Consider the following 23,663-nt stretch of genomic DNA (forward strand, 5'->3'; position numbering starts at 1 on the left):
GCGATGAGTGACGGCACCACCGAAGCCATTCGCCGCGCGCTGGCTGCCCCGGCGGTGCATGCCAACGGCTTCGATCCGCACGCGCACCTGCGCGGCGTGCTGCAGGGCGTCGGCTTGGTGCCCGAAGACAGTCGCGGTGCCATCCATTTCACCGGCCAGGATCCGGTCATCGCCAGCGTGTTCCGCATCGCGTCCGCGGCGGGCATCGGGCTGGTGGCGAAGTCGGTGGCCATGGCGGCCCTGTGGCGCCATCGCGGCGGCGCGGGCCAGGACATTGCGATGGACCTGCGACGAGCGCCGCACCGCCTGTGCCCGTTCTACGACCGCAAGTGGGAACTGATCAACGGCTACCCGCCGCGCAACACGGCCGACCCGGATTCACCGTTCACGCTCAAGTTCTACGAAACGGCCGATGCCCGCTGGGTGATGCCGCTCAACCTGTACCCGCGCATCAAGTCGTCGGCGCTGCGCCTGCTGAACTGCAGCGACAGCGAGGCAGCCGTGGCGCAGGCCATCCGTGGCTGGAAGGGGCATGAGTTGGAGGAGGCGAGTGCCCAGGCCGGCATCGTGATGCCGATGCTGCGCTCGGTCGAGGAATTCATGGAAGAGCCGCAGTACCTGGATGTGCTGCGCAGCCTTCCGCTGATCGAGATCGAGCGCATCGGCGACTCGGCGCCCGAGCCTTTCTCGCCCCATCCCCAGCAGCCGCTCGACGGTGTGCGTGCGTTGGGCCTGGCGCGCGTGATCGCGGGTGCCGGCACGGGCCGCACGCTGGCGCTGCATGGCGCTGATGTGCTGAACGTCTGGCCACCCGGCGATTTCGAGAGCGATCTGCTCTATGCCACCGCCAACGTTGGCGTGCGCTCCGCGCTGCTCGACGTAGCCGACCGTGCCAATGGCGGCTTCGCGCGCATGCAGGCGTTGCTGGCCGGCGCCGACGTGTTCTATGCCAACCGGCGCCAGGGCTACCTGGAGCGCCGTGGCCTTTCAGCGCAGCAGGCGGCCGCCGCGCGGCCTGGCATCGTCCACGCGAGCATCAGCCTGCATGGCGAAACCGGGGCGTGGGCCGACCGGCCGGGTTTCGACCAGACGGCGGGCTGCGTGACTGGCGTGATGACGCTGGAAGGCTCACCCAGCGCGCCGAAGCTGCCCGTCATCCTGGTCGTCAATGACTACCTGGGCGCCTGGTTGCTGACGACGGGCATCGTGGCCGCGTTGATGCGCCGCGCGCGCGAGGGCGGCAGCTACCGGGTGCATGTGTCACTCACGCGGCTATCGCTGTGGCTCTACACGCTGGGCCTGTTCGACAAACGCTTCGCGCATGCCACCGCGAACAGCGGCGATGTCCATCGCTATCTGGACCCAGAGGTCTTTCAGGCCGAGACTTCCATGGGCCTTTATCAGGGCGTGACCGATCAGGTGCGCATGTCGCTTACTCCGGGCCAGTACCGCCAAGTGCTGGTGCCGCGTGGATCGTCACGCGCGGAGTGGCTGTCGAAGGGTTGAATCCGCGTGATGCGAGGGCGCCTCTTGCGCGCGGCGGTTATTCTTGCAGCACACCTCCGAGCCCGCAGCGCCAACGACCAGTCGCCCGCCCATGAACGACCGCATCCGAGAGCTCGACGTATTCCTGCGCGTGACCGAGGAAACCAGCTTTTCCGCGGCGGCGCGCAGCCTGGACTGCGACCCGTCGACCGTGAGCAAGCTGATCCAGCGGCTGGAAAACCGCCTGCGCGTGCGGCTGTTCCATCGCACGTCGCGTGTGCTCAAGCTCACGCGCGAGGGCGAGCAATTCCTGGAGGGCGCACACCGCGTGCTCGATGCGCTGGAGGAGGCCGAGAACGGTTTGCAGAACACAAAGACACAGGCCAGCGGCGTGCTGCGCTTCAATTCGACGCTGCTGCTGGCACAGCATCAACTCTCGCCCGTGATTCCGGAGTTCCTCGAGCGCCACCCCGCCATGCGCGTGGAGTTCATCCTCACGGCCAGCCCCATCGACCTGTTCGAGAACCATATCGACGTGTCCATCCGCAGCGGCGAGATTCCCGATTCCTCGCTCGTGGCCCGGCGCATTTCGACCACGCGCTGGACCTTGTGCGCGTCACCCAAGTACCTCGCCAAGGCCGGCATTCCCCTGACCCTCGAAGACCTTCAGCATCACAACTGCATGAATTTCCTGCCCGGCTCGGTGCGCAGCACCTGGACGCTGCACGACGGCAGCGAACCGGTGGCGCTGAGCGTGACGGGCAACATCGGCAGCAACTCGTCCGAACTGCTGCGGGCCTATGCCATCGCGGGCGTGGGCATCGTCAGCCTGTCGCAGGTGCATGTGGCGGCCGACCTTGCGGCGGGCCGTCTGGTTCCCGTGCTGGAAAAGTTCCAGGTGGCTTCGGAAGAACCCATCTACGTGGTCTATCCGAGCAAGCGCAACCTGAGCCCGCGCGTACGGGCGTTTCTCGATTTCCTGAACGAAAAGTTCGAGGCCGGCTGGGCCAGCCTCTGATCGTGCAGGGCGCGCAATGGCGCCGTGCCCCGGCCGGAGACTCAGCGGCCCTGGAACACCGCCGCGCGTTTCTCGAGAAAGGCCGCGACGCCCTCTGCCGCGTCTTCGGTTTCCATGCACACATTGAACGCCGCCGCTTCGCGCGCGAGCGCATCGCGCAGGCTGCCTTGCTGGCCGCGATAGAGCGAGCGCTTGGCCAGCTGGATCGCGATGGGCGGCCCGGCGGCGATGCGCGCAGCCAGCGCCATCACCGTGCTCATCAACGCTTCGGGGTCGACCACGCGCGAGACGATGCCCAGGCGCAGGGCCTCCTGGGCGTCAATCGTGTCACCCGTGAAGGCAAGCTCGCAGGCCCTGGCCATGCCGACCACGCGCGGCAACAGGTACGTGGCGCCGGTGTCGGGTGGCAACCCCCGCCTGACGAAGGCCTGCGCGAAGATCGCGTTGCTCGCGGCGATACGGATGTCTGCCGCCAGCGCCATGTTCATGCCCGCGCCTACCGCCGCGCCTTGGACGGCCGCGATCACCGGCTTGTCCGCCTCGTGGATGGCCAGCAGCATCTCGTCGCGCGCGGGGTTGATCTTCTCCTGCAAGGGGCGTGCGGCGCCGGGGCCGGCGTTCATTTCCTTCACGTCGCCGCCGGCGCAAAGGCGGCACCCGCGCCGGTCAACACGATGGCGCGCACCGCGTCGTCGCGGCCGGCCTCGCGCATGGCCGCGGCGATGTCCTGCTTGAGCGTGCCGCCGATGGCATTCATGCGGTGCGGGCGATTGAAGGTGAGGACAGCGACCTGGCCGTCGCGGGCGTAGAGCAAGCTCTCGTAGCCGGGATGGGTCATGCGGACCTCCTGCGATCGAAGCGTGAAATCCATGGTGTGTTCCGGCCTACTCGGGCTGGATGTTCTGCTCGCGGATGATCACGCTCCAGCGTGCGACGTCCTGCTTGACGTAGTCCATCACCTTGGCGGGATCGCTGCTCTCGGCGTCGACGCCGAGCAGATCGAAGTGCTTTCTCACCTCTTCGGATGCCACCGCCTTGACGACGGCCGCATGCAGTTGCTGCACCACGGCCGGCGGCGTGCCGGCCCGGGCGAGCAGCGCGAACCAGGAGTAAAGCGAATAGCCCGGCACGTACTTGCCGACCACGTCGGTCTTCGGGTCGTGCGGTGACGTGGTTTCGGAGGTCACGCCCACGAGCTTGATCCTGCCGGTGGCGATCTGGCCGCGCATGGCCTCGGTCGGTGTGGTCAGCAGCACCTGCACCTCGCCGGCGATCAAGGCGTTGAGCGTGGGCGCCTGTCCCTTGTAAGGCACGTGCGTCATCTTGATGCCGGCCTGCTCGATGAGCAGTTCGGTGCCGAGGTGCCCGAGCGAGCCCACGCCCGCACTGGCGTAGTTGGCCTTGCCCTGGGACTTGCGTGCCCAATCCAGGAAAGTGCTCATGTTGGTCGCGGGAACGGCGCCGGACACGGCCAGCACCATGGTCGACCTCGCCACCATGGAGATCGGCACGAAGTCCTTCACCGGATCGAAGCCCGCGTTCTTCTGCAGCAGCGGCGTGACGGCGCTGGGACCGTTGTTGCCGAGGAAGAGCGTGTAGCCGTCGGCGGGCGCGCGCAGCACCTGCTGGGCGCCCAAGGCACCGCCCACGCCGGGCACGTTGTCCACGATGATCGTGGCGCCGCCCAGGGCCTGCTGCAACGGGCCCTGCAGGATGCGGGCCATGGCGTCGGTGGGGCCGCCCGCAGCGTAGGGGATGACCAGGCGGATCGGCCTTTCGGGGAAGGCTGCCGAGGCTGCGAGGGGCAAGGCGAACGCAACGGCAAGGCTGCACTTGCGGATGATCGAGGGCATTTCTTGTCTCCGGTTCTCTGTGCGATGCGCGTTCATTCGGTGCCCAGTTCCTTGATGACGGGCGCGAAAACGCCGATCTCGCGCGCGATGCGCCCGCCATAGGCCTTGCCGTCCAGCGGCGAGGCTTCCATGCCCATCGTGTTCAGCTGAGCTCGTATCGCGGGATCGGCCAGGGCGGTGGTGAAGGCGCGGCCGATCTTCTCGGCAATGGCAGGTGGCGTGCGCGCCGGTGCGACGATGCCGGTGTAGACCACGGCATCGAAGCCGGGCAGTTGCGCGGCGATGGGCGCAACACCAGGCACGAGGGGGCTCGCTGTCGCCGTGGCAACGCCGAGTGCCTTGATGCGACCGGTCTTCACGTAGTCGTTCATCGGGCCCGAAAGGATGGTGAGGTGCACCTTCACTTCACCGGTCAGCAGCGCCGTCGTCGTCTGCGCGTTGCCCTGGTAGGGCACAGGCAGCATCTGGATGCCCGCCTGGCGCTGGAACAGCGACGTCGCCACGTCGCCGTAGGCGCCCTTGCCGACCACCGCATATTCGAGCTTGCCAGGATTGGCCTTGGCATAGTCGAGGAATTGACGCAGGTCATTGGCAGGGACCGATGGATGTACCAGCAGCACCGATGGCGCGCTCGAGAGGCCGGCCACGGGCACGAAACGCTTCTGCGGATCGATACCTGCGCTTTTCTGCACGAAGGGTGTGATCGAGATCACCCCGGTGTTCACCACCATCACGGTGTATCCGTCGGCGGGTGCGTCGGCAACGAGCCGGGCGCCGATCATGCCGGCGGCGCCGGGGCGGTTGTCGATGATCAGCGGCTGTCCGAGGCTGCGCGCCACGGGCTCCTGCAACAGGCGCAGCATCGCATCGGTCACGCCGCCGGCCGCAAAGGGCAGGACGACACGGATCGGCTTGTCGGGGAAGGGGGCCTGCGCGGTCGCGGAGGACGCCAGCGCCATCGCGCAGGCGCCGACGAGCAGCGCCGTCATCGAGGTGTTCATGGCAATTTGTCTCCAAGGTTCGTGGACCTGCTGTTCTTGTGTCTATCCGCCGAGCACGCCTGCGGCACGCAGCCGCGCGATGCCGGCCGCATCCTTTCCGAGCAGGTCGCCGAGAATTGCGGGTCCATCCTCGCCGAGTGCCGGCAGGTGTGCGCGCGGACCGGCGTTGCCCTGCTTCATCCGGAACGGTGTGCCCGCGACCAGGAAGGGCCCGGCACCGTCATCCATCTCGCACATCGTTCCGCGCTCCTTCACCACGGGCAACTGCATCGTCTCGCCGATGTTGAGATAGCGCGAGCACGGCACCTGGTGCGCGTCGAGGATGCGTTCGCATTCCTCTGCGGTGTGCAGCATCGCCCATTTGGCGAGCTCGGCCAGGAAGGCGTCCCAGTGCACCTGGCGACCGCGACCGGTCGCAAAGCGCACGTCCTCCAGCCATTCAGGGTGACCGGTGGCCTCGCACAACGCGATGAAGTTGTCCTGCGTGGTCGGCGCGACCACGAGGTGGCCGTCGCGCGCAGGGGTGGGCTTGTAGACGAAGTGCAATGGCTGCTCCGGGAACTGCGCCTCGCCGACTTCGCACACCAGCAGGCTCACCATCGAATCAAGCAGCGACAGGTCGACCAAGTCGCCCCGGCCGGTGCGCTGGCGTTGCACCAGCGCGGCCTGGATGCCGCCGAAGGCGAGTGAGCCTCCCAGCACGTCGGCCACGAAGATCCCGGTGTTGGGAGGGCGGCTCGCGTCGTCCTGGTAGCCACGCATGGCGTCATCGAAGCCCGAGAGCGCGTGCAGGGTGGGTGCATACGCGCCCTTGCCGTCGCCCGACTTGCCCTGGCCGAAGCCGGAGATCGAGCAATACACCAGGCGAGGGTTGATCTCGCTGAGGGTCTCATAGCCGAGGCCCAAACGCTTCATCACGCCGGGGCGGAAGTTCTCCACCACGACGTCGGCCTGCTTGACCAGTTCGTGCACGATCTCGCGCGCCTCGTCCGTCTTCAAATCGAGCACGATGCTGCGCTTGCCACAGTTGAGCGATGCGTAGTAGCTGCTGCGGCCGTCCCGAAATGGCGGGCGGCTGCGCGTGAGGTCGCCGTTCTTCGATTCGATCTTGATGACTTCGGCGCCGAGGTCGGCCATCAGTCGCGTGCAGTAGGGGCCCGACATCACGAAAGTGAAGTCGAGCACCCGGATGCCCGTGAGCGCACCGGGTGCGCCGGCTGGAACGGTTGCCATTGCGCGGCTCAGCGGAAGCCGAGGGCGCGGCGCGCGATGACCATGCGCTGGATCTGGTTGGTGCCTTCGTAGATCTGAAGCACCTTGGCGTCGCGCATCATGCGCTCCACGTGATTGCCGCGGATGTAGCCATGCCCGCCCAGGATCTGGACCGCGTCCGTCGTCACCTTCATGGCCGTGTCGGTGCAGAAGCATTTCACCATCGACGCCATCTCCGTCAGGCGTGTGTGCTGCCCTGCGTCGATGGCGCGGGTGCACTTGTAGAGCAGGGCTCGCGCCGCCTCGATCTGGATGTGCATGTCGGCAAGCATGAACTGCAGGCCCTGGAACTCGCCGATGGCGCGACCGAAGGCCTTGCGTTCCTTGGCATAGGCCACCGCGATGTCGAACGCGCCCTGTGCCACGCCGACCGCACTGGCCGCCACCGTAGGGCGATTCAGATCGAGGATGTGCATGCACGAAATGAAGCCGCGCCCTTCCTCGCCCATGCGGTTTTCCACTGGCACGCGGACGTTGTCGAAGAAGATGTCCGCATGCGGCGTGCCGCGCTGGCCCATCATCTTCTCGCTGCCGCCGAGCGTGATACCGGCCGATTTCATGTCGACGATGAAACAGCTGATGTTGTCCACGCCGCGCTTGCCCACGTCGCCGGTCTTCGCGAACAGCGTGATGTAGTCCGCCAGCGGCGCCATGGTGATGAAGCACTTCTGGCCGTTGACGACATAGTGATCGCCATCGCGCACGGCCGAGGTCTTCATCGCGCCGACATCGGAGCCCGCGTGCGGCTCGGTGATGGCCACCGAGCTCACCACGCCGCCGTTGGCCACCAGCGGCAGCCACTTCTTGCGCTGTTCATCGGTGCCGAAGTGCAGCAGCGGGAGCACGAAGGAGATGGTGTTCTGGTTGATGAGCTGTGCGCCAGTCATCGACACGCGGGCCACGAGTTCCTTGGCCATGCAGGTGGTGGTGAGGTCGAGGCCGGGGCCGCCGTATTCCTCGGGCACTCGGGCCTGCATGAGGCCCATTTCGCCGAACACCTTGATGAGATGGACGGGAAACTTTTCCTCTTCATCCATCTGCTGCGCGATGGGCGCGATTTCCTTGTCGACCACGCGTTGCAAACTGTCGAGCAGGGCTTCCTGCAATTCGGTGCGCTCTTCCATGATGTCTCCGTATCGTCGGTGGGGAAAGACAGGCAGCGAATGCGCCTGTCCGTTAGCCCCCATCGTGCGAGTCGGGCGGACCTTTGAAAAGAATCGCGACAGCACATCATCTGTGAACGAACGTCACGATTTAACTGGCGAGGGGCATCCTCGTCATGTCACTCGTCGTCGAGCATCCGACTGGCCTTGCTGTTGAGTGAACTCTCCGCGCGGAAGTACCCCATCACCGTGGCCACGCTGTGATGTCCCGTCATCGCCATCGTCTCCGGCAATGACATGGATTGCTTGCCTGCTTCCGTCACAAACCCAGCTCTCAACGAGTGCGCAGAAAACTTCCCCTCGACCCCCGCGAGCGCACAGCGCTGCTTCACGATGTCGCGCACCGCGGCGGGTGCGAGCGGCTCGCCCAGGTGCCCGCCTTTGCGGATGCGACGGAAGAGGGCGCCCTCCTTGACCCCTCTTTCCTTCAGTTCAGCAAGCCAGGCCTGCATGGCCACGGCGGCGCTCCCGACGAGGGGTTTCACGTCCTCCGGGCGCTCGATGCCCGACTGGTTGGTCTTCGAATGCGTGAGCGTGTAGATATAGGATTTCGCATCGACGCGGCGCAGGTTCTCCAGCGTCGCTGCGGCCACTTCGGAGCGGCGCCGCCCGCCGGTGGCCCACGCGAAGAGCAGCAGGGCGCGGTCGCGTTTTCCGCGCAGCGTCTCGTCGCAGGTGGCGAGCAATGCTTGCAGCGGGTCCTTGGTCAGTGCGCGCTGCTTGCGGGGACGGGCACCTCGTTGCGCATAGGCGCGCCTTGTGCGCCCCAGCAACTCGCGCACCAGCGCATCGCCACAGGGATTACCTTCCTTGGCCAGTTGGTGCGCCTTCGAAAGCACCGCCACGCGATGCACCAGCGTATTGAGCGCCGGCACCCCAAGCTTCCCCTTGTACCCGTTGTCCACCAGCGCCTGGTCGATCTCCGGCGGCAGTTCATGCACGAGTTTGGCTTTCGCGGTGGCAGTGGATTTCGGGCTCGCCGCCGTTGTCGCGTCCGTCGCGTTGCCGTTTGCGTCGAAAGGGTCGTTGGCATCCACATCGGGCTTGCGCGCGGCGTGGTCGACGATGAACTGGATCACGACGGGCACCGGCACCGGCAATTGAAGTGCCTGGCCGTAGCGAGCGGCGAACCAGGCGCACCAGTAGCGCATGGCCGAGGCGTATGAGGCGCGAGTGTTGGCCGATTCGCCTTCACGCAAGAGCGCGCGCGCCGCAGCCTCGGCCGTTTGCGTGAGACGCGCGGGTTCCAGGACTGGCGTCCATTCGGCGGCGTTCACGAGCGGGTGCGGATTCTGTGGGTCTCTAGAAATACCCATACATATGACATATGATTTGCTACATCATACACCAATAGGTCACGATAACTATCCCTTATCGTGGGTAAATATTCAAGGGAAGAGGGCGGTCGTCGCCAACCGGTTCAAGGGTCAAAAATGGCTGAGATTCAACAGTTTCGACGCGGGATTCAGGAAGAAGACGTGTTCAGGGCCGCGGATGCGCTCTTGGCCGAGGGGCTGCGGCCCACCATCGAGCGCGTGCGGCTCAAGATAGGGCGAGGGTCTCCGAATACTGTGAGCCCGATGCTGGAGCGATGGTTCGGGACTCTGGCGCAACGGATCGCCGGGGGAACAAATCCGGCAGCCAATCTGGCGGCCGGCAATGACGCGGACGGCGTGCCGGTCAGCGTTCGGAACGCGACACGACTCTTGTGGGAGACGGCGCGGCGCGAGGCAGACGATGTACAGCGCCAGGAAATGGAAAGCGCCCGGGCCGCCCTCGATGAAGCCGGCAATGTGCTGGCTGTTGGCCACGCCGACCTGGCGCAGAGAGAAGCTGCCTTTGAACAGGCCCGCGCAAGGTTGGATGCCGCACTGGCCTCCGCGCAGCAGGCGCGCGAGACGCTGGAGCGGCAACTGGCCGAACAGACGGCCGAGATCGCACGGCTGCGGGCCGCGTCTGAGCAGGAGATCGCGCGGCTCAACGCCCTCCTCCAGCAGTCTCATGCCAGCAAGGAACTGCTGCGGCAGGAGCACACGGAAGCGTTGGCCGAGCGGGACAAGGATGCCAAGGCGGAGCGGGAACGCCACGCCGCCCTGGAACGCCACTCACATGAGGAGGTCGATCGGGCGCGCCAGTCCGCGAAGCGGCTGGAAGCCGGGCTGGCCAGGGAACAGCAACAGCGCTTGCGCAGTGAGGAGGCCGCGGCGCAGACGCTGGAGGCCGGGCGCCGGATGCTGCGAGAGACGCAGCAGGCCGCCCAGCAAGTCGAGCGTGAGCTTCGCGAACAACTCACCTCCCAAGCGAGTCTGCTGGCGCAGGCCCAATCAGAAGGCTCGGCGCTTCAGCAGCGACTCGACGATGCTCTGCGGCAGGTCAGCGAAGAGAGGACATCGCATGAGGGCACCCGGGCGCTCTTGGCGGGCGCTTTAGCGGGCAGCGCCGGGCGCAAAACTGCTCCGCGTGGGGCCGGCGCTCGATTGAAAGCCAAGCGACTTCGGGGTTAGATCCTATCAATCGTTGCGCAATGGCTTTATCATTTCGCATCAAAAAAAACAGACATGGCAATGGCAACTCTTTCTATCGCTCAAATCGATGCCCAGATCAAAGGGCTTGAGGAGCAAATCGCGCAGTTGCGAGCGACCGCCGCGAAACAACGCGAGGAAGAAATCGGTGGTGTCGTTCAGGAGTTGCGGCGGAGGATCGCAGAATACGGCATATCCGCGAAGGAACTTGGTTTGACCGGCAAATCGTCGGTGCCGGGTCGTCGTATCGCTCCGGCGGGAGCGACTCCCAAGGGTCCCACTTATACGGGGCCGAAAGGCGAAAAATGGGTTGGTGGCTCGCGCGGGCGCAAGCCGCTTTGGCTCGCTGAGCAGTTGGCAAAAGTAGAGGTGCCATCCGAGTCCACGTAGACGCTTGACGCGGACCCCTGGATTTGCAGCGGTGGGTTCCGTCGGCGGCCCTCTTTCGCCTCGAAAGTCGCATCGCCAAGAGTGAAGCCACGCCAAGTGCAAAGCCGGGGCTGCCCGCGAACCATTAATCGTCAAGGTTGTCGATCCCCTACCGACCTCTCGCCGTATTTCAATGGATCAGAATTCGGCCCTCCGAAGGCCGAGATCCAGGTTCGAATCCTGGCGGCGGGACCATGTGGCAGTAGGTGTTGCCGGGCCGTTTTGTAGCCCCCGTTTAGGCAAAATGAGCTCGTTACCACCTTATTCAGCGAGTGCTGAAACAAAGTCCCTTCGGAATGGCAATTTTGAGTGCCTCAAATGTCAGCTGAAAGACGTAGCGATTGTATTCGAGGTATTCCGGATTGAACGAGACGCCCGTGATCGTGGCGATCGCCCGTGCGACAGCAGCCGAGCGGGATACTCCATGCCGGCAATGGATGACCATGCGTTTGCACTGCAACACCTGGCAGCTGACAAACTCCGCAATTTGTTCAGCCTGCTCTTTGGTGAACAGGCTCAACTCCGGGTTGGCACCGAGGAAGGTAATTGGATCTACGTCGTCGAACGTTAGCCGCAAGATTGCGTGCCAGTTGCTACTTATATTTGCTGGCTGACGCGTCGAGTCTGTGATGGAAATCAGCGAACACATCGCCGGGACACGCATGCTTTCTGCTTGGCGCTGGCTGACGAATAGAACTCGCTGAAGCTGGGTTCGCATAGCGGGCGAATATATTGAGACAAGGCGCGGATGAGAGTCTTACCGGATTTTCCCTCGTGACAATCGTCATTTTCGTGAGATTGATACACGGGCCCAGCTGCCGAGCGTACTTTATAATTTATTTTACTGAATTGCGTCCGCTCGCCGTTGAAGGGAACGGAGCAAGAGCGCATGACCGCCAGCCTCGAAGAGGTCGACGCTGTGAAACAACGCGAGACGCTTTGGTGTCTCGCACATCTCTAGCCTGACTGGAATGATGAACGCGGTGCCTTCAGGTCGATAATCGGCAGCGTCAAGAGCAATTTTTATCTCTTTGTGCACGAAACCTGCTCGATCGATGGCGTGTTTGGACAAACAAACGATCACCGCGTGAGATCCTTCGACGGCACGCTCAATCTCGAACGCCCAATTCTGGCCGCCCAGCAAATCCTCCTTGTCCAACCAAGGCTGGATACCTTGTTCACCCTTGAGTCTCCCGTAGAGCTCCCTGACTTTTTCCTCATCTTTCCGGCTGTAACAGAGGAATACCTTCAAACTGCGCCTTGCTATGGGCAAAGGCGGCGGCGCAGTAGGTCTTTTGGCATTCCTTCCAGCAGCGACCAGCGCGGCTTCCAGTCGAGCCCCCGACAAACAGTCTTCAAGGGATACAAAAAAGTCGGCTCTGGCGATCAAAGTTGTGCTGGTCACCAATCTGGGCGCGACCAAGATCAATACTGCTCCTTTTCGACCGATGGCTTCCGCAAGTACACTGATGTCAGAGTCGCCCGAGGCAAGGATGTAAACCCCTACGCTTGGACTTGTAAAGAGCAGCTCCTGGGTGTCTAAAGATATCTTAAGGTCGATACTGCTCTTGCCGCCCGTGTTTGCAACGGTTATCGCTTCAAAACTCTCGGAGGCGAAACTTTGCATAACCTTGTTGGGTTTTTTATGATATGTCGTTCCGTACGCCCTTGCAACGTTGACAGTGCCAATACCTTTCGCGAAGTCCTGCAAAGTCCGAGCCATCTGGACGGGCGATGCGCGCTGGGATACTGTGCCGCTTGCACCAATCCATATATTGTCTACATCGACAATTAGTGCGACATTTAGAGGCTCTGCATTTTTGTTAGCAGTAGTCATCGAATTCTCGCCGAGTTGAAAATATGAGGTTCATCGAAGACGTGTCCTGCGCAGCCGTTTATTGAGCGCACCCGCAACGTCACCATTTTGATCGATCGAGATTAATCCGGCAACAGAGCGGGACGGAAATCGAAATGCGAATGGCGTTCGGCTATAGCGCTGAGATCTGCATCATAATCTCAGCCGGTTAGGCGCGGGAAGGCGCCCGTACGGCGGGTGGTTTGCGCCCTGCTATTCGCCAGGTTTTCGTCTTGTGCTTCAACAGGCAAAAAGCGAGGTCGCTTGCGCGGCCCCTGGCGCATCGCAGGGCCTGCCCGCACTTCGGCAGCACGCAAATCAGTAAGGGATACTATCCGCGTGCAATTCGGGCGACCAATGGGCCCCACCCCCCTCGCTTGCTCTGGCGAGGGCTTGCCGCCGCCGCATTGTGGAGGCGTTCGCGGCGACGTGCGAACTCGACTTGCAGATGCCTGACGGTCGGGAGTGGCTGCTGATGCCGAAACTGAAGCAGCAGATGGTGGGCCGCCTCGCGGCACTGACCAGCATCAGTACGCAAGGCATCAACGAGATCCAGGTTCCTCTGCACTGGGAAGGACCAAGGACACACTTCTGCTACTGCGCGCGGTGCGTGTTCGTGAATCCCTTGGATGTCACCGCACCGATCTGGCGAAGAGAGTGGCTCGATTGGTTGGCGACAATTAGCTTGGCCGGCGTGTTGCCTCACGAAGGAATGTTACCCGGCCGCTTGTTGTCGTTAGGTCTTCTTTTCAATGTTTAGTTGAAGGCTGTGGGCATGTGGGCGAAGGCTGCGGCGGTGGGCAACGCAGCCGCGTAGCGCTGCGTTGTCCACGGTCGCAGCCGGTGCGCCGCAGGCGCATCGTCCACATGTCCATGGCCTGCCGGGCGCGAAGCGCCCGGCCCCCCTTGGCATCGCGTAAGGTGGTCGACTGCGTTCAGACTTCTGCCGCCACTGCATCGGCCTTGCGCAGACCGCCCAGGACCATTTCCGTGACGCGTGCGCTGCGCCAGGCCTTCACCCGGCGCTGCAGTGTCCGCAGTTGCGCCTTGCCGTCGTAGATCTCCGGAACCATCGCCACCAGTCGCGCCATCAAGGCCTTGGCCGCTATCGAGGGCTCCGCGATCAGCCAGCCTTCAATGACTGGCCACGCGTCGGCGAACGGGTCCGTGCGGGTGCGCCACCAGTGTTTGGCCTGTGGCTGCTTGCGATGCGTCGGACGCACTTCGCCCTGGGTCCACGCTGACGACAAGCCCTGAAGGAAGGTCGCAACATCGGACGTACTTCTCTGCTCCACTTCGCTCGGCACGCCATGCGCCGCGATCTCGCTCAATGTCTGCTGTGCGCTGCGGATTTCCTGCAGCAGGCGCACTGGGTCGAGTCGCTTGAATTGCGCCATCAGCTTCTTCTTGATCGCTGGATCGACACCGGCGTGGGCAAGTAGCCGGTCACACGGCGTCGCCGGCGCGAAGTAGACCTTGTGCACGCGAGCGCCGTCGCGCGTCTTGGACTTCAGCTTGAATGAAGGTTGGAAGAAGTTGATGTACAGCCGCGATGACTCGTACAGCCGCGCCAGGGCCTTCGTGGCTTCCCGACCGCTCAGGCGGCCATAGCCGACCAGCCGTCGAACGATGGCACCGTTCTTTTGCTCCACCCAGGCCTGGTCGTTCTTCTTGTAGGGACGCGATCGCGTCTGCTCAAGACCTCGGCCCTTGCAATAGTCGAACACGGCCTGGCTCATGAACGTGCTGTCGTTGTCCGAGTCGATGCCGAGCATCGCGAACGGCAGATCGGCCGTCACCTTCTCGAAGGCTTCGATCACCAGCATCTGATCGCGCATCCTCATCGCCACGCATTCCGTCCACCCACTGGCGATGTCGGTCAGCGTCAGGGTGTGAACGTAGTCACCGTCGGTCTTCGGGCCGCCGCAGTGTTCGACCATATCGATCTCGAGGAAGCCTGGCGCCGGGTCGCGCCAGTCTGCGAACGTGCGCACCGGAATGCTGCGCCTGATGGCCGCGCCCACCCCAGTGCGGCGCCTGCGCTTCCCGTCGATATGCAAACGCGCATCGGCCAGGACGCGATCAATGGTCGCGGCGCTGACCTGCAAGACCTTGGTCTTGACTACCGGGTCCAGGTCGAGGTGGCCATGGCGTTCCATCGCATCGACCAACATCGGGATCAGCGCCTTCAGCCGCTTGCCGCAGACGCGATCGCCGGCCTCCCAGAGCACCGTCAGCGCTTGCCGGACTGCCTCGTCATACAGACGGTTGCGTGCCCGCGCTTCCTTCACGCTGGCGTCTTCTCGCAGCACCCGGATGGCGTGTTTGCGGTGGTAGCCGGTCAAGGCCACAAACTCATCCAGGATCTTCGCCTTCTCCACCGGTGGCGCGCTGCCGTAGCGCGCTCGCACTGCCTCAACCAACTCCTTGCGTGTTGCCATGCTGATTCGCCTCGTCACGTAGTGATGCTCCCGTCGGACCATCCGACGGGTAGCAACTTACGTGAGGCAACAGGCCAGCTCGGGTAACAATTCCGGCGAGTCAATGCGGCGCTAATTGTCGCCAACCAATCGTGACGACGAACAGACGATTCGCCGACTGGGGCGAGGTCTTCCTCAACGCCGCCTGCGTGGTCTCTCTGGTCGACCGACTGATGCACCGCGCCGAGGTCGTGCGCATCGAGGGCGACTCATACCGCCAGAAGGAGGCCGAGGAACACGCCGCGCAACGCGCGGCTGCTCGACGCACCGCGGCTGGCACGAGAGCCGCTTCAACACGCACGCCGCGTGCGTGAGGTCATGCCCAGGCCCGCGCCGACGAAACCGTCATCGCGGCGCAGTCGCACCAAGCGACCGAGCGCCGCGTTCGCGCTGCCGTCGCACTGGTCACCCAATCAGGCGCTCGCCGTCTTTGAGTGCCTTGAGTTGCTGCGCGAGCAACTCTGGAGGGCCTACGGCTCCGAAATCCAGCGAGCGTGGCGCCATCAACTCGTCCACGATCGGGTCCCACCCCACTTCGACCTCGACGCACCGTTCTAAACACGTCGCACGCCGACCCACGAACAGATGGCCCCTCGCGGGGCCATCTGCCATTCATCCACCCAAGACCATCAGGGCCGATACAAAACCGCGTCCTCGCCAGCGAATAGACGCGGATCTATACCGGCGCCAACAAAAGGCGCTCTCGACCGATCACCGGCGCGTCAGGGCGTTGCTGGGCGGTCTGCAATCGTTGGAGTTCGGTGGGCTCGCCACGGACCCGGCCTTCGAGCAGTTGGCCGCGTGGCGCCAGCTGCGGGCGACGAACGCAACCGAACTGCCTGGCGACCTTGCACTGCCTGATGTCGGCGCCGCCTGGCACGATCTGGTGCACGATGTCGATCCGCGAGCGGGCCTGGACGCGTTCGCTGCGTGCACCATGATGTCGTTGCGCAAGAGCCTGAGGAATGGCCGCGTCTGGATTGATCATTCGATGAGCTTCCGCTCGCAAGACCAGATGCTCATCTCCCCAGCGGAATGGGCGCAGGACCGGTGCATGCGGGCTACTGCGCCACCGGGACCGGGTTGCCCACCCCCTTGCCCACCGGCTCGGTCGCCAGGCTTAAGCAGAGAGCGGAGTCGGTGTCGAACTCGGGTGAACAGGCACATCGCTGCCACCTGGGCACGCGCACGACAACCCCGCCAAACAGGCTGCGGTAGTGCACATCGTGGTAGTCCTTGAGGTCGCGATTCAGGCCGCACAATTCGCACCGGCGCTGGCTGGCAGACATCAGCTCGACTTGCCGCGTGACGATACGGGCCTGCAATTGCGCGAGGGCAGCTTTGCCGTTCGCCAAGCTCAGGCCCAGCGTCTCGATGCCCGGTTGTGAATCGAGCTCCAGCATAAGCAAAGCAGCGCCTGCGGTTCCGACTCGACCGCTCCCTCACAGACCGCCATACTGAGTTTGATCCTTCTGCGCACGGTCAGCGATGCTCTGGGCGCCTCCACTGACTATCAAGCGGGCGGCCGCTCGCGCGAAGGTGCAGCAGCAAGATCGCCGCTGCCGCTCGCCGGCCCGCGCGCGCGCGGACCCCACCAGTTGAATCGCTCTCTCACCCCAACTAACCAAACAGATGACGGATCCACGGCGGTATCGGATCTGGAACCCATGGCGGTGGCGGTGGTGGGAGGGGAACCTGCTGCGGGATCGGAATGGGCACATCCACATCGCCTACTCGAATCGTGGCCGGCGGCGGAATTCCGAGCGAATCTGCGGTCTTTTTTGCGTCAGCGACGGCCGCAACTAAAAACTTCTTTGCGAGTTCAGTATGGTGTGTAGGGTCAATGTTTTGCAATTCCTTACCCCAGTCAAGCCCTGCGATTTCAGCAATTGTGTTTGCGGGGAAAATCAATGGAATTTTGGGTCGACCTTGATATCTCAATAGTTCCATTTCTACCGTTGCAACGAATGCGCTAGCAATTTGGGGTTGGCCACGCCATGGTTGGACTGACCAGTATTTGTTGATCACCTCTTTGTAATTTGGATTGACTTGCACGTACAGATCCAAACGGCCACCTAAAATTGCTTCACAGAGAAGATTATTTTGCTCAACCGCAGGATCGGCTGTTTCAATCGCAGCTTGAAGCGCGAACTGCCCATGTAAATCTAAATAGGCATCGTTCTTTCCGCAAGCGATTGCAAATACCATCAAGTCGTGTGGCATCAGAATATCGCCAACAGGTGGAGCTTTTGTGCTCCCGGGAACGTCGTTTTCGGTGTTCTGGCAGGTAAATGGCGGTACACGGGTGGCATGGGCTGTAAAAAGTCTGCTACTTATTTCAAAAAGACGCCCCCGCCAGCACCCCGCCAAGAACGCCATCAGTTGATCGCGGGAGGAATTTTTCCAATTGTTGTGCGGAAAATCGGAGGGGTGACGGACCATGAGGCCATCTGTCTCGAAGACATGTAATAGCGCTCTATCTTGTTTGCCACCCGAAAACGCTGCTATGCCTGTTTTCTGAGCAGAATCGCCGCCGTCATAAAATTTCCAGTCCTGAGGTACAGGATTCGGTGGTGGTTGATATTGCATTAAGATACCGTTGGCGTCTCTTGGCAATCCTGTGAGATTTGGATCAGAGTCTTCCAGACCAGTAGGATCAGGTGGTGGCAAAGGAAAAAAACCAGCGCCTAGTTGATTTACAAATTGCTCTAAACCATCAAAAAACGCGCTCATACAATCTCCTTTTTAGGATCGAAGTCTCAACACCGGCCCCACGGGTTACCATTTGATCAATAGACTCAACTGCGTATCGAAATGAAAGGCGCATATTGTTATTGGAAGTTTCGCTCCAAGTTGGAAAAGAAAATTCCCGAAATTTATTGGCTGCTGTTGCTCAGCTGGGTGCCCGTTCCGCCCCGCAGACTCGCTGCCCGACCTGTAGCCTTCCGGACCGTCTAGGTCGCTTCGGGTTTCCGCTACTATCAAGTTCAGGCTCGGGCACCATGTCTTGTCCTCCTAGATGGCTTTGCACCTAACCAGTTTGCTGCTCAGCTTCAACACTTGGCCCAGTGCCGCCATCGCTCATGCGTTTACTTGTGACGCGCTGGCGCTTTTAAGTCGCCAACGGGGCCGAAAATCGCCGCTCAGTAAATTGACTCTACGATAGCTTTGGCGATGCGTGTATCGCTGAGGTACCCGGCGATGGAGTGAGGGTCTTCATGGCCGTTTTCGAGATCGGAATAGTTTTCAATCCCTGAACCGAAATTGCTACTAGTAAGTTCGGGTCGCAGTGCTATAAAGTCTTCTGGGTCGGCGCCATTGACCCAGCGTTGTACGTTTTCAGGTTTAACACGAGGCTTCATGAAGCCTTTGCGGACGCTATCGATGCCAAGGGGAGAGCCCAAAGTCACGAAGAGCGGACATTGCCGCGGGTTGCCACTGTTGGCAAATTCCCGCAGCAGTGAAAAGGCCACGATGGTCCCAAGCGAATGCGAAACAACTATCGACGGCTCATCGTCTAGGAGGAGCGGCCGCACCAGCTTGTTGACCTCATCATGCACGTGTTGATTACGAATATAGGCATGGGCCTGTCCCAGCACGCGTAAGGCGAGCGTGCCACGGGCGGGAGAAATGGTTTCTATTACGCGGGCAATCGCCTTGAGCCATTTCTTGTGTAAACCTGCGCCCAGAGCAACAGCTGTCTGCGAAAGTTCACTGTCAATTTGCGATTCAGTTGCGCCCATGCGCAGCGCCATTTCCTTGAGCGCATCGACTGAGAATTCATCAAAGTCGTCTGGCGTGTCTTCCGTGCCCAGCGCGATCGCTTGGCCTTTCACTTTTGCCGAGCTCAATTGCTCAAGCGTGTCTCCGTACCAAGCTGCTTCAATGCGAGAAAGCTTGTCAAGCGGATCGGCGCCGTGCATGGCACAACTCGCGCGCAGGGTAGGCATCCACTCATCGAGAATCACTTGGGCGCTTTTGCCCTGTTGGTTGATGCCATGAACAAGAATCATACGCATGGTGTTTTTCTCCGCATTGGTTCATGAATGTGTAAGGAAAGGCTCGGACTCGCCGCTATTGGCATGAATGCGGGCCAACTTATAAAAAGAATCGCGGCCGTCGGGCGGAGCTACCGTAAACATACCGGGCGCGAGGTAGTCCATGGCTAATGTGGCCTGCTTTCGCCAGACCTCTCCACTTACATCGCAGTTGGCAGTTGCGACGGCTCCCCATGCTTGGCGCATCCACGGTATTCGGCCAGCAATCGGATGTCCTAGGAATTGGGGTGTCTCTTCATTTGGAAACCGCTGCATCCCTTCTTCGTGCGTTCGCGGCTGGCGTGCGGCGACCGCCGGAATGTCGGCGTAGAGACGGCCTCCGCGTTCGCTGATCTTGCCGCCTCCGTAGAGGATAATGTCGAGTGGCACAGGTTGGTCGTGAATCGCATAGAAGGCTGCCATCGAGCGTAGGCTGTCCACATCACGAATTGCGTCATAGAACTGTGCTGCGATGCAGCCAAGGGTAATAATGCGGTGCTTCTCCCATCGAAGCATGACTGCTGTATTGATAATGGCATCGCGATTCAACAGGCCAGCGTGCGCCTGCGCTAGGAGGTCGATGGCATGATCTGAGCCTTGATATCCGGGTTCACCGAGCGGGCGGTGGAATAGGTTGACCGAAGCCGCGTCAATGATGTGTACCGCGGTGACAAATCCGTTTATCACGCAGACCGAGACGGTACGTCCGTCAGCCAGCGTTACCAATACATCACTCCACCCTAAGCTGTCAGCATCGCCGGATTGCAATCTGATTCGAAACCAATTGGGCTGTTCGTCTACAGGTGACACTGTCCCAAAAGAGGCCTCCACCTCGGCGACCTCTGCGCCGCTGACACAGATGCCGCAGCCCGTCTCGAAATGATCACGGACATGGACACTGCCGATCTCAGCAACAAGCGCTTCGCGGCTAGCTTCACGAGCCTTTTCGAGCGACTCGGCTCGGAAGTCAAGCGCACCGTTTGGTTCAGCGGACTTTATTAACTTTGCCTTTCCGACCGAGCGAGGATGGGGCTTAGCTTTCCTTCTTGGTTCGGCCGGTTGGCTCAACTCGTCTGTACTTGGTCGGAAGGCACTCAAGCCGGACGAACCCTTTTCAACCGGTAAATTGAAGGTTGACGAAAAAGGCACCTCTCCGGAGGAGGGAGGTATTGTGAGATATATCCGGTCGGTATAAAATCCTGGCTTTGGACGAGGAGTCATTCGCACCCCGTACTTGCCAGCTTCCCGCGAGACATTTTCGTCAAGATAGCGAGCAAGCGATTGGCTGGTGACAACTTTTTCTCCAGCAATTTCTTCGAAACAGGATTCCCGGGCATCTCCTTCCAGTGCGTTGAGGAGGACTTCAGTGAATAGGCAGAAATCCCTCTTGTCGCCGTTGGCCTTAATCATAAAAGCCTGCTTTCCCACGTCGACTGCGAAGAATTGGTCGAGTTCGTAGGGATGTTGATCCTCGTCAGGCTTGTCGAGCACCGGACTGCCTTGCAGGGCGATGAATTTCGACGAAAACTCCTGGCACGCGTCACCAATGACAGAAACCTGCTTCGGCCCGTAATATTCCAGCATTCTCTGAAGTGAAGAAACCCTTATTGCCTCAGTCGGACGCTTCTGCCAGTGGGTTAATATCCAGTACTGATCCCCAATCGCCAGCGCTGCGCCGTGGCCGGCAAAAAATATTACGAGTCGTTTGAGTCCGAATTCATCAGTAACCTCGCTTATGAGCGAAGTAATTTTATTGCGTAAGAGTTTGATAGTGATTTCCGGGAAGGCCGCATCGTGGAGCAGTAACGTTTCATAGCCTTGTGCAGTCGCCCATGCAGCCATTCGTTCTGCAGCAGTGATAGCGCCAGGCAACTCCTCGAGACCGCCTTGTGGCTTCGAAACGCCGATAGACACAAAGATTCGACCTTTCTGTTTTCGCATTGCCTGATCTCCGATTCAAAGCTAAGAACACACCGACCGGAAATTCCCGGTCCGATTCGGCTATTTCAATTGCCGTTCCGCCTATGTCGCGGCGGGCCACTGGCTCTTTCTACCGCTACCGCGTTCCTCGGCGCGCCGCGGAGGGGTGTTTGATTCGGCTTAACTCGAATCTCACAATTTCCTCGGTGCCGCGAATTAAATTGAAGAAGGTACCTTTTTTATTTTTTGACAGAATACCTCTATTCCAATAGTCGCTCGTGCTTCGCACGCCCCCAGTACTGTACTGATGTCAGGCTGGGGATGTGATTAGAGAGCAGAATCGTCGCCGACACCATGGCCACGATCGTGGCAACACGGCGGTATTCACGGTCAAGAGACGTGGCGCGACTGCGTGAACAGGCTTGGCGCTACATCGGCGGCAGTTGTCGCTATGTCGTGCGGGATTGTGTGGCGTCGCTCGTTATGTGCCCAGCCCGCGCAGAAGTCGCGTCGGCCAGGGCGACGCAATCGCGTGTCGCGCACTGAAGGGAACATAACGGTCAGAGCGACTGCAGCCCTTTCATCAAGTCCGGATCGTCACGCCATCGGACACGCGCGGGAGATGCCGCCGAAATTGTCGGATGCATGCATGCCGCGATAGCCGCCATCTATATCGCCGTAAAGGCCGGCGCGTTGGAGGCCGGTTGCGTCTCGGCGCTTTCATACGCATGGATGACCCTTCTCAGCCGCTCGCACTGGCGCTCCAGCGAGGCAACCCGGGCGCGGGCGTGCTGAGCCTCGTTGAAGGCCTGCGTGTGCAATGCTGCCATGCCCCATCGGCTCTCGAACCACAGCGCCAAATAGGCGGCGCGCGGCGCGTTGCCGCTGGCGCGCCAGCGCTGCAGGCTCACGCCCAAGTGCCGGGCGATGCGCTTCGGCGGTTCGATCTGGTCGGCCAACAGGAAATCTAGAGGCGGCATGCGCGCCGCCGAGGGTGCAACAAAAGGCATGGCAGTCCCCTACTTGCAGGCGCGAAGAGGCCGCAGCGGCGACATTGTCATCGCTAGCACTCGGCGCCGAAGTGGAAGTGAGCCACCGGGCCGGTTGAAGATTGGCTCGTGGACCCAGAGGCGGACCGCGACGCTGTGATGGCCGTATGATTACGGCCTTGACATCATTCGCAACGGTCGCAAGATCGAACTGGGCATCAAGGACCTGTTCGAGTGGCGAGAGGGCGAAAGCTCGGAAATTGAGTACCCGACCGATGACCAGCGTAAACGAGGTCGGTTCGTCGGCGAGATCCATCTTGATCATTGCCGGGTGAGCTATACGAAGGATCGATTTGAGCGCGACGATCCAGCGTGGGCCGAGATGGTGCGCTTGGTGCGCGGGGACGGTCCACTGCAACCGCTCAAAGCGAGGACACTGGGTTACGGCGCCAACAACAGCCCGCTATTCCGGCTATTTCAAGCGTTCCGACGAACTTCGCCTCAAGGGAAGAATGGCTTGTGGTCACGTATTCTCGTGGTGAAGGACAACGAGCGTGCGCTCGAAATGGCGGGCCTGTTCGAAAACAACGAGCCGGACTATCTGAGTGACGAACGTTGGTGGCAGCTTGTCGAGGAACAGGATGCGACTGCGCTCGGCGTTCCACCCACCGGCACGCCGGGCGGCGGCACACCCGCACCGGGGCTTGATATCCCTCCGGGCTTCCTTGATGAGGATACCGGCGGCGGCCCCGCAGCCCCCGCTCCGCCGCCCTCGTCTGGCGCGACGGTTTCTCCCCCGTCTGCTCCGGCGCCTCTGCCGGAACGCAGGCCGATCTTCGAGTTGACGCGAAAGTACGTTCACCCCACCTATCGGGTCGAGTACGACGTACAGGGGTTCGCGGTCGATCGCCGCGATCCCGGTCTTGGGGCTGGTCATCCCTGGGCATTGCCGCTTGTCGATGTCGCGACACGCACCTACGCGTTCTTGACGGACACCACACACGACCTGTACCGCTCGACCACGATGACGCCACTTGATGCGTTGCTGATTGAGCTGTCGCATCGCACGATGGAATTTCTCCGCCAGACGGCCCCGGACGCAACTTTTGCCTCGATTCTGGCCGACTTCCGCAGGGACTATTGCGCCGATTCGCGCCTTGACGCAGGGGAAATCATCGTCGAGGCAACCAGCACACTGGCACACATCGCGGCGTCACTGCAAGGCCAGCTCGCAAATGGCGAGGGTGCACGGCTCTACGAGGAATTGAGCCCGGCAGCCCGTGAGGCCATTGGCCGCAGAATGGTCGCGCGCGGGGTGGCAGCGCCACGCGACGCCATTGCCGCAGGGTCGTTTCTCAACTACGCGGAGCCGCAAACAATTCGGGATTTCGTCGCTGCGCATCCGGAGTTGTTCCTCGATGGCAGATTCTGGGATGACCCTTATGTTGAACTCGACTATGGCTCTCCGGAAGTGACCGAGGAAGCGCGACGCGTCGTGCGCGCGCGGTATGACGGGTATTTTGCGGACGCAGTATGGCTCGCCAGCCAATCCCCGTTGGACCTCGAACGAGCCGGTCGGGACGCCTTGATCCGGGCCAGCCTGTCCTTGAAACTGCTCCGTCCCGACGCTGCGGATTGA

At 61.7% G+C, this 23,663-nt stretch carries 22 protein-coding genes, 1 tRNA gene and 1 pseudogene; 8 read left to right on the forward strand and 16 right to left on the reverse strand.

The window, feature by feature from the left end; all coding sequences use genetic code 11:
• The first annotated feature begins 3 nt into the window (after positions 1–3).
• Both HB681_RS21535 and HB681_RS21540 read left to right on the forward strand, forming a co-directional pair.
• Complete coding sequence (locus HB681_RS21535; RefSeq protein ID WP_213956912.1) at positions 4–1,506, forward strand: CoA transferase; 1,503 nt, start codon at positions 4–6, stop codon at positions 1,504–1,506.
• Positions 1,507–1,597: 91 nt separating this feature from the next.
• On the forward strand, positions 1,598–2,503 hold the full coding sequence (locus tag HB681_RS21540; protein ID WP_213956913.1) for a LysR family transcriptional regulator: 906 nt from the start codon (positions 1,598–1,600) through the stop codon (positions 2,501–2,503).
• Positions 2,504–2,544: 41 nt separating this feature from the next.
• Here the strand turns inward: HB681_RS21540 and HB681_RS21545 are convergent, their stop codons facing one another.
• The 7 genes from HB681_RS21545 to HB681_RS21570 all read right to left on the reverse strand — a co-directional run bounded on the left by HB681_RS21545 (position 2,545) and on the right by HB681_RS21570 (position 9,108).
• Positions 2,545–3,126: an enoyl-CoA hydratase-related protein gene (locus HB681_RS21545; RefSeq protein ID WP_256735034.1), complete on the reverse strand. Its 582-nt coding sequence runs from the start codon at positions 3,124–3,126 to the stop codon at positions 2,545–2,547.
• A 5-nt stretch (positions 3,127–3,131) separates the two neighbouring features.
• Positions 3,132–3,374, reverse strand: coding sequence for an enoyl-CoA hydratase-related protein (locus tag HB681_RS38230; protein WP_256735035.1), 243 nt, complete (start codon positions 3,372–3,374; stop codon positions 3,132–3,134).
• A gap of 13 nt (positions 3,375–3,387) precedes the next feature.
• Positions 3,388–4,356, reverse strand: a complete 969-nt coding sequence (locus HB681_RS21550) for a tripartite tricarboxylate transporter substrate-binding protein (RefSeq protein WP_213956914.1) — start codon at positions 4,354–4,356, stop codon at positions 3,388–3,390.
• A gap of 32 nt (positions 4,357–4,388) precedes the next feature.
• Positions 4,389–5,357 (reverse strand): tripartite tricarboxylate transporter substrate binding protein, encoded by a 969-nt coding sequence (locus HB681_RS21555; RefSeq protein ID WP_213956915.1) that lies wholly within the window; start codon positions 5,355–5,357, stop codon positions 4,389–4,391.
• A gap of 42 nt (positions 5,358–5,399) precedes the next feature.
• Positions 5,400–6,590 carry a CoA transferase gene (locus HB681_RS21560; protein ID WP_213956916.1) on the reverse strand — a complete coding sequence of 397 codons (1,191 nt, stop codon included), beginning with the start codon at positions 6,588–6,590 and terminating at the stop codon, positions 5,400–5,402.
• Positions 6,591–6,598: 8 nt separating this feature from the next.
• The gene (locus HB681_RS21565; RefSeq protein ID WP_213956917.1) at positions 6,599–7,753 is read right to left on the reverse strand and encodes an acyl-CoA dehydrogenase family protein; all 1,155 of its coding nucleotides are present in this window, start codon (positions 7,751–7,753) and stop codon (positions 6,599–6,601) included.
• Between the two features lie 158 nt (positions 7,754–7,911).
• Complete coding sequence (locus HB681_RS21570; RefSeq protein ID WP_213956918.1) at positions 7,912–9,108, reverse strand: site-specific integrase; 1,197 nt, start codon at positions 9,106–9,108, stop codon at positions 7,912–7,914.
• 117 nt (positions 9,109–9,225) lie between these two features.
• Here HB681_RS21570 and HB681_RS21575 point away from each other — a divergent pair, with 117 nt between their 5' ends.
• From HB681_RS21575 to HB681_RS21585, 3 genes are all read left to right on the forward strand, one after another.
• Complete coding sequence (locus HB681_RS21575; RefSeq protein WP_213956919.1) at positions 9,226–10,296, forward strand: DNA-binding protein; 1,071 nt, start codon at positions 9,226–9,228, stop codon at positions 10,294–10,296.
• Between the two features lie 54 nt (positions 10,297–10,350).
• Complete coding sequence (locus tag HB681_RS21580) at positions 10,351–10,704, forward strand: H-NS histone family protein (RefSeq protein ID WP_256735036.1); 354 nt, start codon at positions 10,351–10,353, stop codon at positions 10,702–10,704.
• 158 nt (positions 10,705–10,862) lie between these two features.
• Positions 10,863–10,938 (forward strand) — tRNA-Arg (locus HB681_RS21585).
• A gap of 70 nt (positions 10,939–11,008) precedes the next feature.
• On the opposite strand, the gene HB681_RS21590 is transcribed toward HB681_RS21585, so the two are convergent.
• Together HB681_RS21590 and HB681_RS21595 are read right to left on the reverse strand one after the other, a co-directional pair.
• Entirely contained in the window at positions 11,009–11,461 is a 453-nt protein-coding gene (locus HB681_RS21590; protein WP_213956920.1) for a dual specificity protein phosphatase family protein, read from the reverse strand.
• Positions 11,462–11,584: 123 nt separating this feature from the next.
• A complete protein-coding gene (locus HB681_RS21595) occupies positions 11,585–12,580 on the reverse strand; it encodes a TIR domain-containing protein (RefSeq protein ID WP_213956921.1) in 996 nt (331 codons plus the stop codon).
• A 493-nt stretch (positions 12,581–13,073) separates the two neighbouring features.
• Between HB681_RS21595 and HB681_RS21600 the strand changes: the two genes are divergently transcribed.
• Complete coding sequence (locus tag HB681_RS21600; protein ID WP_213956922.1) at positions 13,074–13,358, forward strand: hypothetical protein; 285 nt, start codon at positions 13,074–13,076, stop codon at positions 13,356–13,358.
• Between the two features lie 175 nt (positions 13,359–13,533).
• Here the strand turns inward: HB681_RS21600 and HB681_RS21605 are convergent, their stop codons facing one another.
• Complete coding sequence (locus HB681_RS21605; RefSeq protein WP_213956923.1) at positions 13,534–15,039, reverse strand: DDE-type integrase/transposase/recombinase; 1,506 nt, start codon at positions 15,037–15,039, stop codon at positions 13,534–13,536.
• A 128-nt stretch (positions 15,040–15,167) separates the two neighbouring features.
• Between HB681_RS21605 and HB681_RS21610 the strand changes: the two are divergent.
• Positions 15,168–15,392, forward strand: a pseudogene (locus HB681_RS21610) (ATP-binding protein); the annotation flags it as partial.
• 362 nt (positions 15,393–15,754) lie between these two features.
• Here HB681_RS21610 and HB681_RS21615 read toward each other — a convergent pair.
• From HB681_RS21615 to HB681_RS21640, 6 genes are all read right to left on the reverse strand, one after another.
• Positions 15,755–16,066, reverse strand: a complete 312-nt coding sequence (locus HB681_RS21615) for a hypothetical protein (protein WP_213956924.1) — start codon at positions 16,064–16,066, stop codon at positions 15,755–15,757.
• Between the two features lie 73 nt (positions 16,067–16,139).
• Complete coding sequence (locus HB681_RS21620; protein ID WP_213956925.1) at positions 16,140–16,481, reverse strand: hypothetical protein; 342 nt, start codon at positions 16,479–16,481, stop codon at positions 16,140–16,142.
• A gap of 217 nt (positions 16,482–16,698) precedes the next feature.
• Entirely contained in the window at positions 16,699–17,811 is a 1,113-nt protein-coding gene (locus HB681_RS21625) for a hypothetical protein (protein WP_213956926.1), read from the reverse strand.
• 410 nt (positions 17,812–18,221) lie between these two features.
• Positions 18,222–19,097, reverse strand: coding sequence for a hypothetical protein (locus HB681_RS21630; protein WP_213956927.1), 876 nt, complete (start codon positions 19,095–19,097; stop codon positions 18,222–18,224).
• A 21-nt stretch (positions 19,098–19,118) separates the two neighbouring features.
• Positions 19,119–21,056 (reverse strand): hypothetical protein, encoded by a 1,938-nt coding sequence (locus HB681_RS21635; protein ID WP_213956928.1) that lies wholly within the window; start codon positions 21,054–21,056, stop codon positions 19,119–19,121.
• A gap of 647 nt (positions 21,057–21,703) precedes the next feature.
• Positions 21,704–22,045: a hypothetical protein gene (locus HB681_RS21640; protein ID WP_213956929.1), complete on the reverse strand. Its 342-nt coding sequence runs from the start codon at positions 22,043–22,045 to the stop codon at positions 21,704–21,706.
• Between the two features lie 310 nt (positions 22,046–22,355).
• Here HB681_RS21640 and HB681_RS21645 point away from each other — a divergent pair, with 310 nt between their 5' ends.
• Positions 22,356–23,663 carry a hypothetical protein gene (locus tag HB681_RS21645; RefSeq protein WP_213956930.1) on the forward strand — a complete coding sequence of 436 codons (1,308 nt, stop codon included), beginning with the start codon at positions 22,356–22,358 and terminating at the stop codon, positions 23,661–23,663.

The sequence above is a fragment of the Variovorax sp. dw_954 genome (assembly GCF_018449755.1).
GTDB lineage: Bacteria > Pseudomonadota > Gammaproteobacteria > Burkholderiales > Burkholderiaceae_C > Variovorax.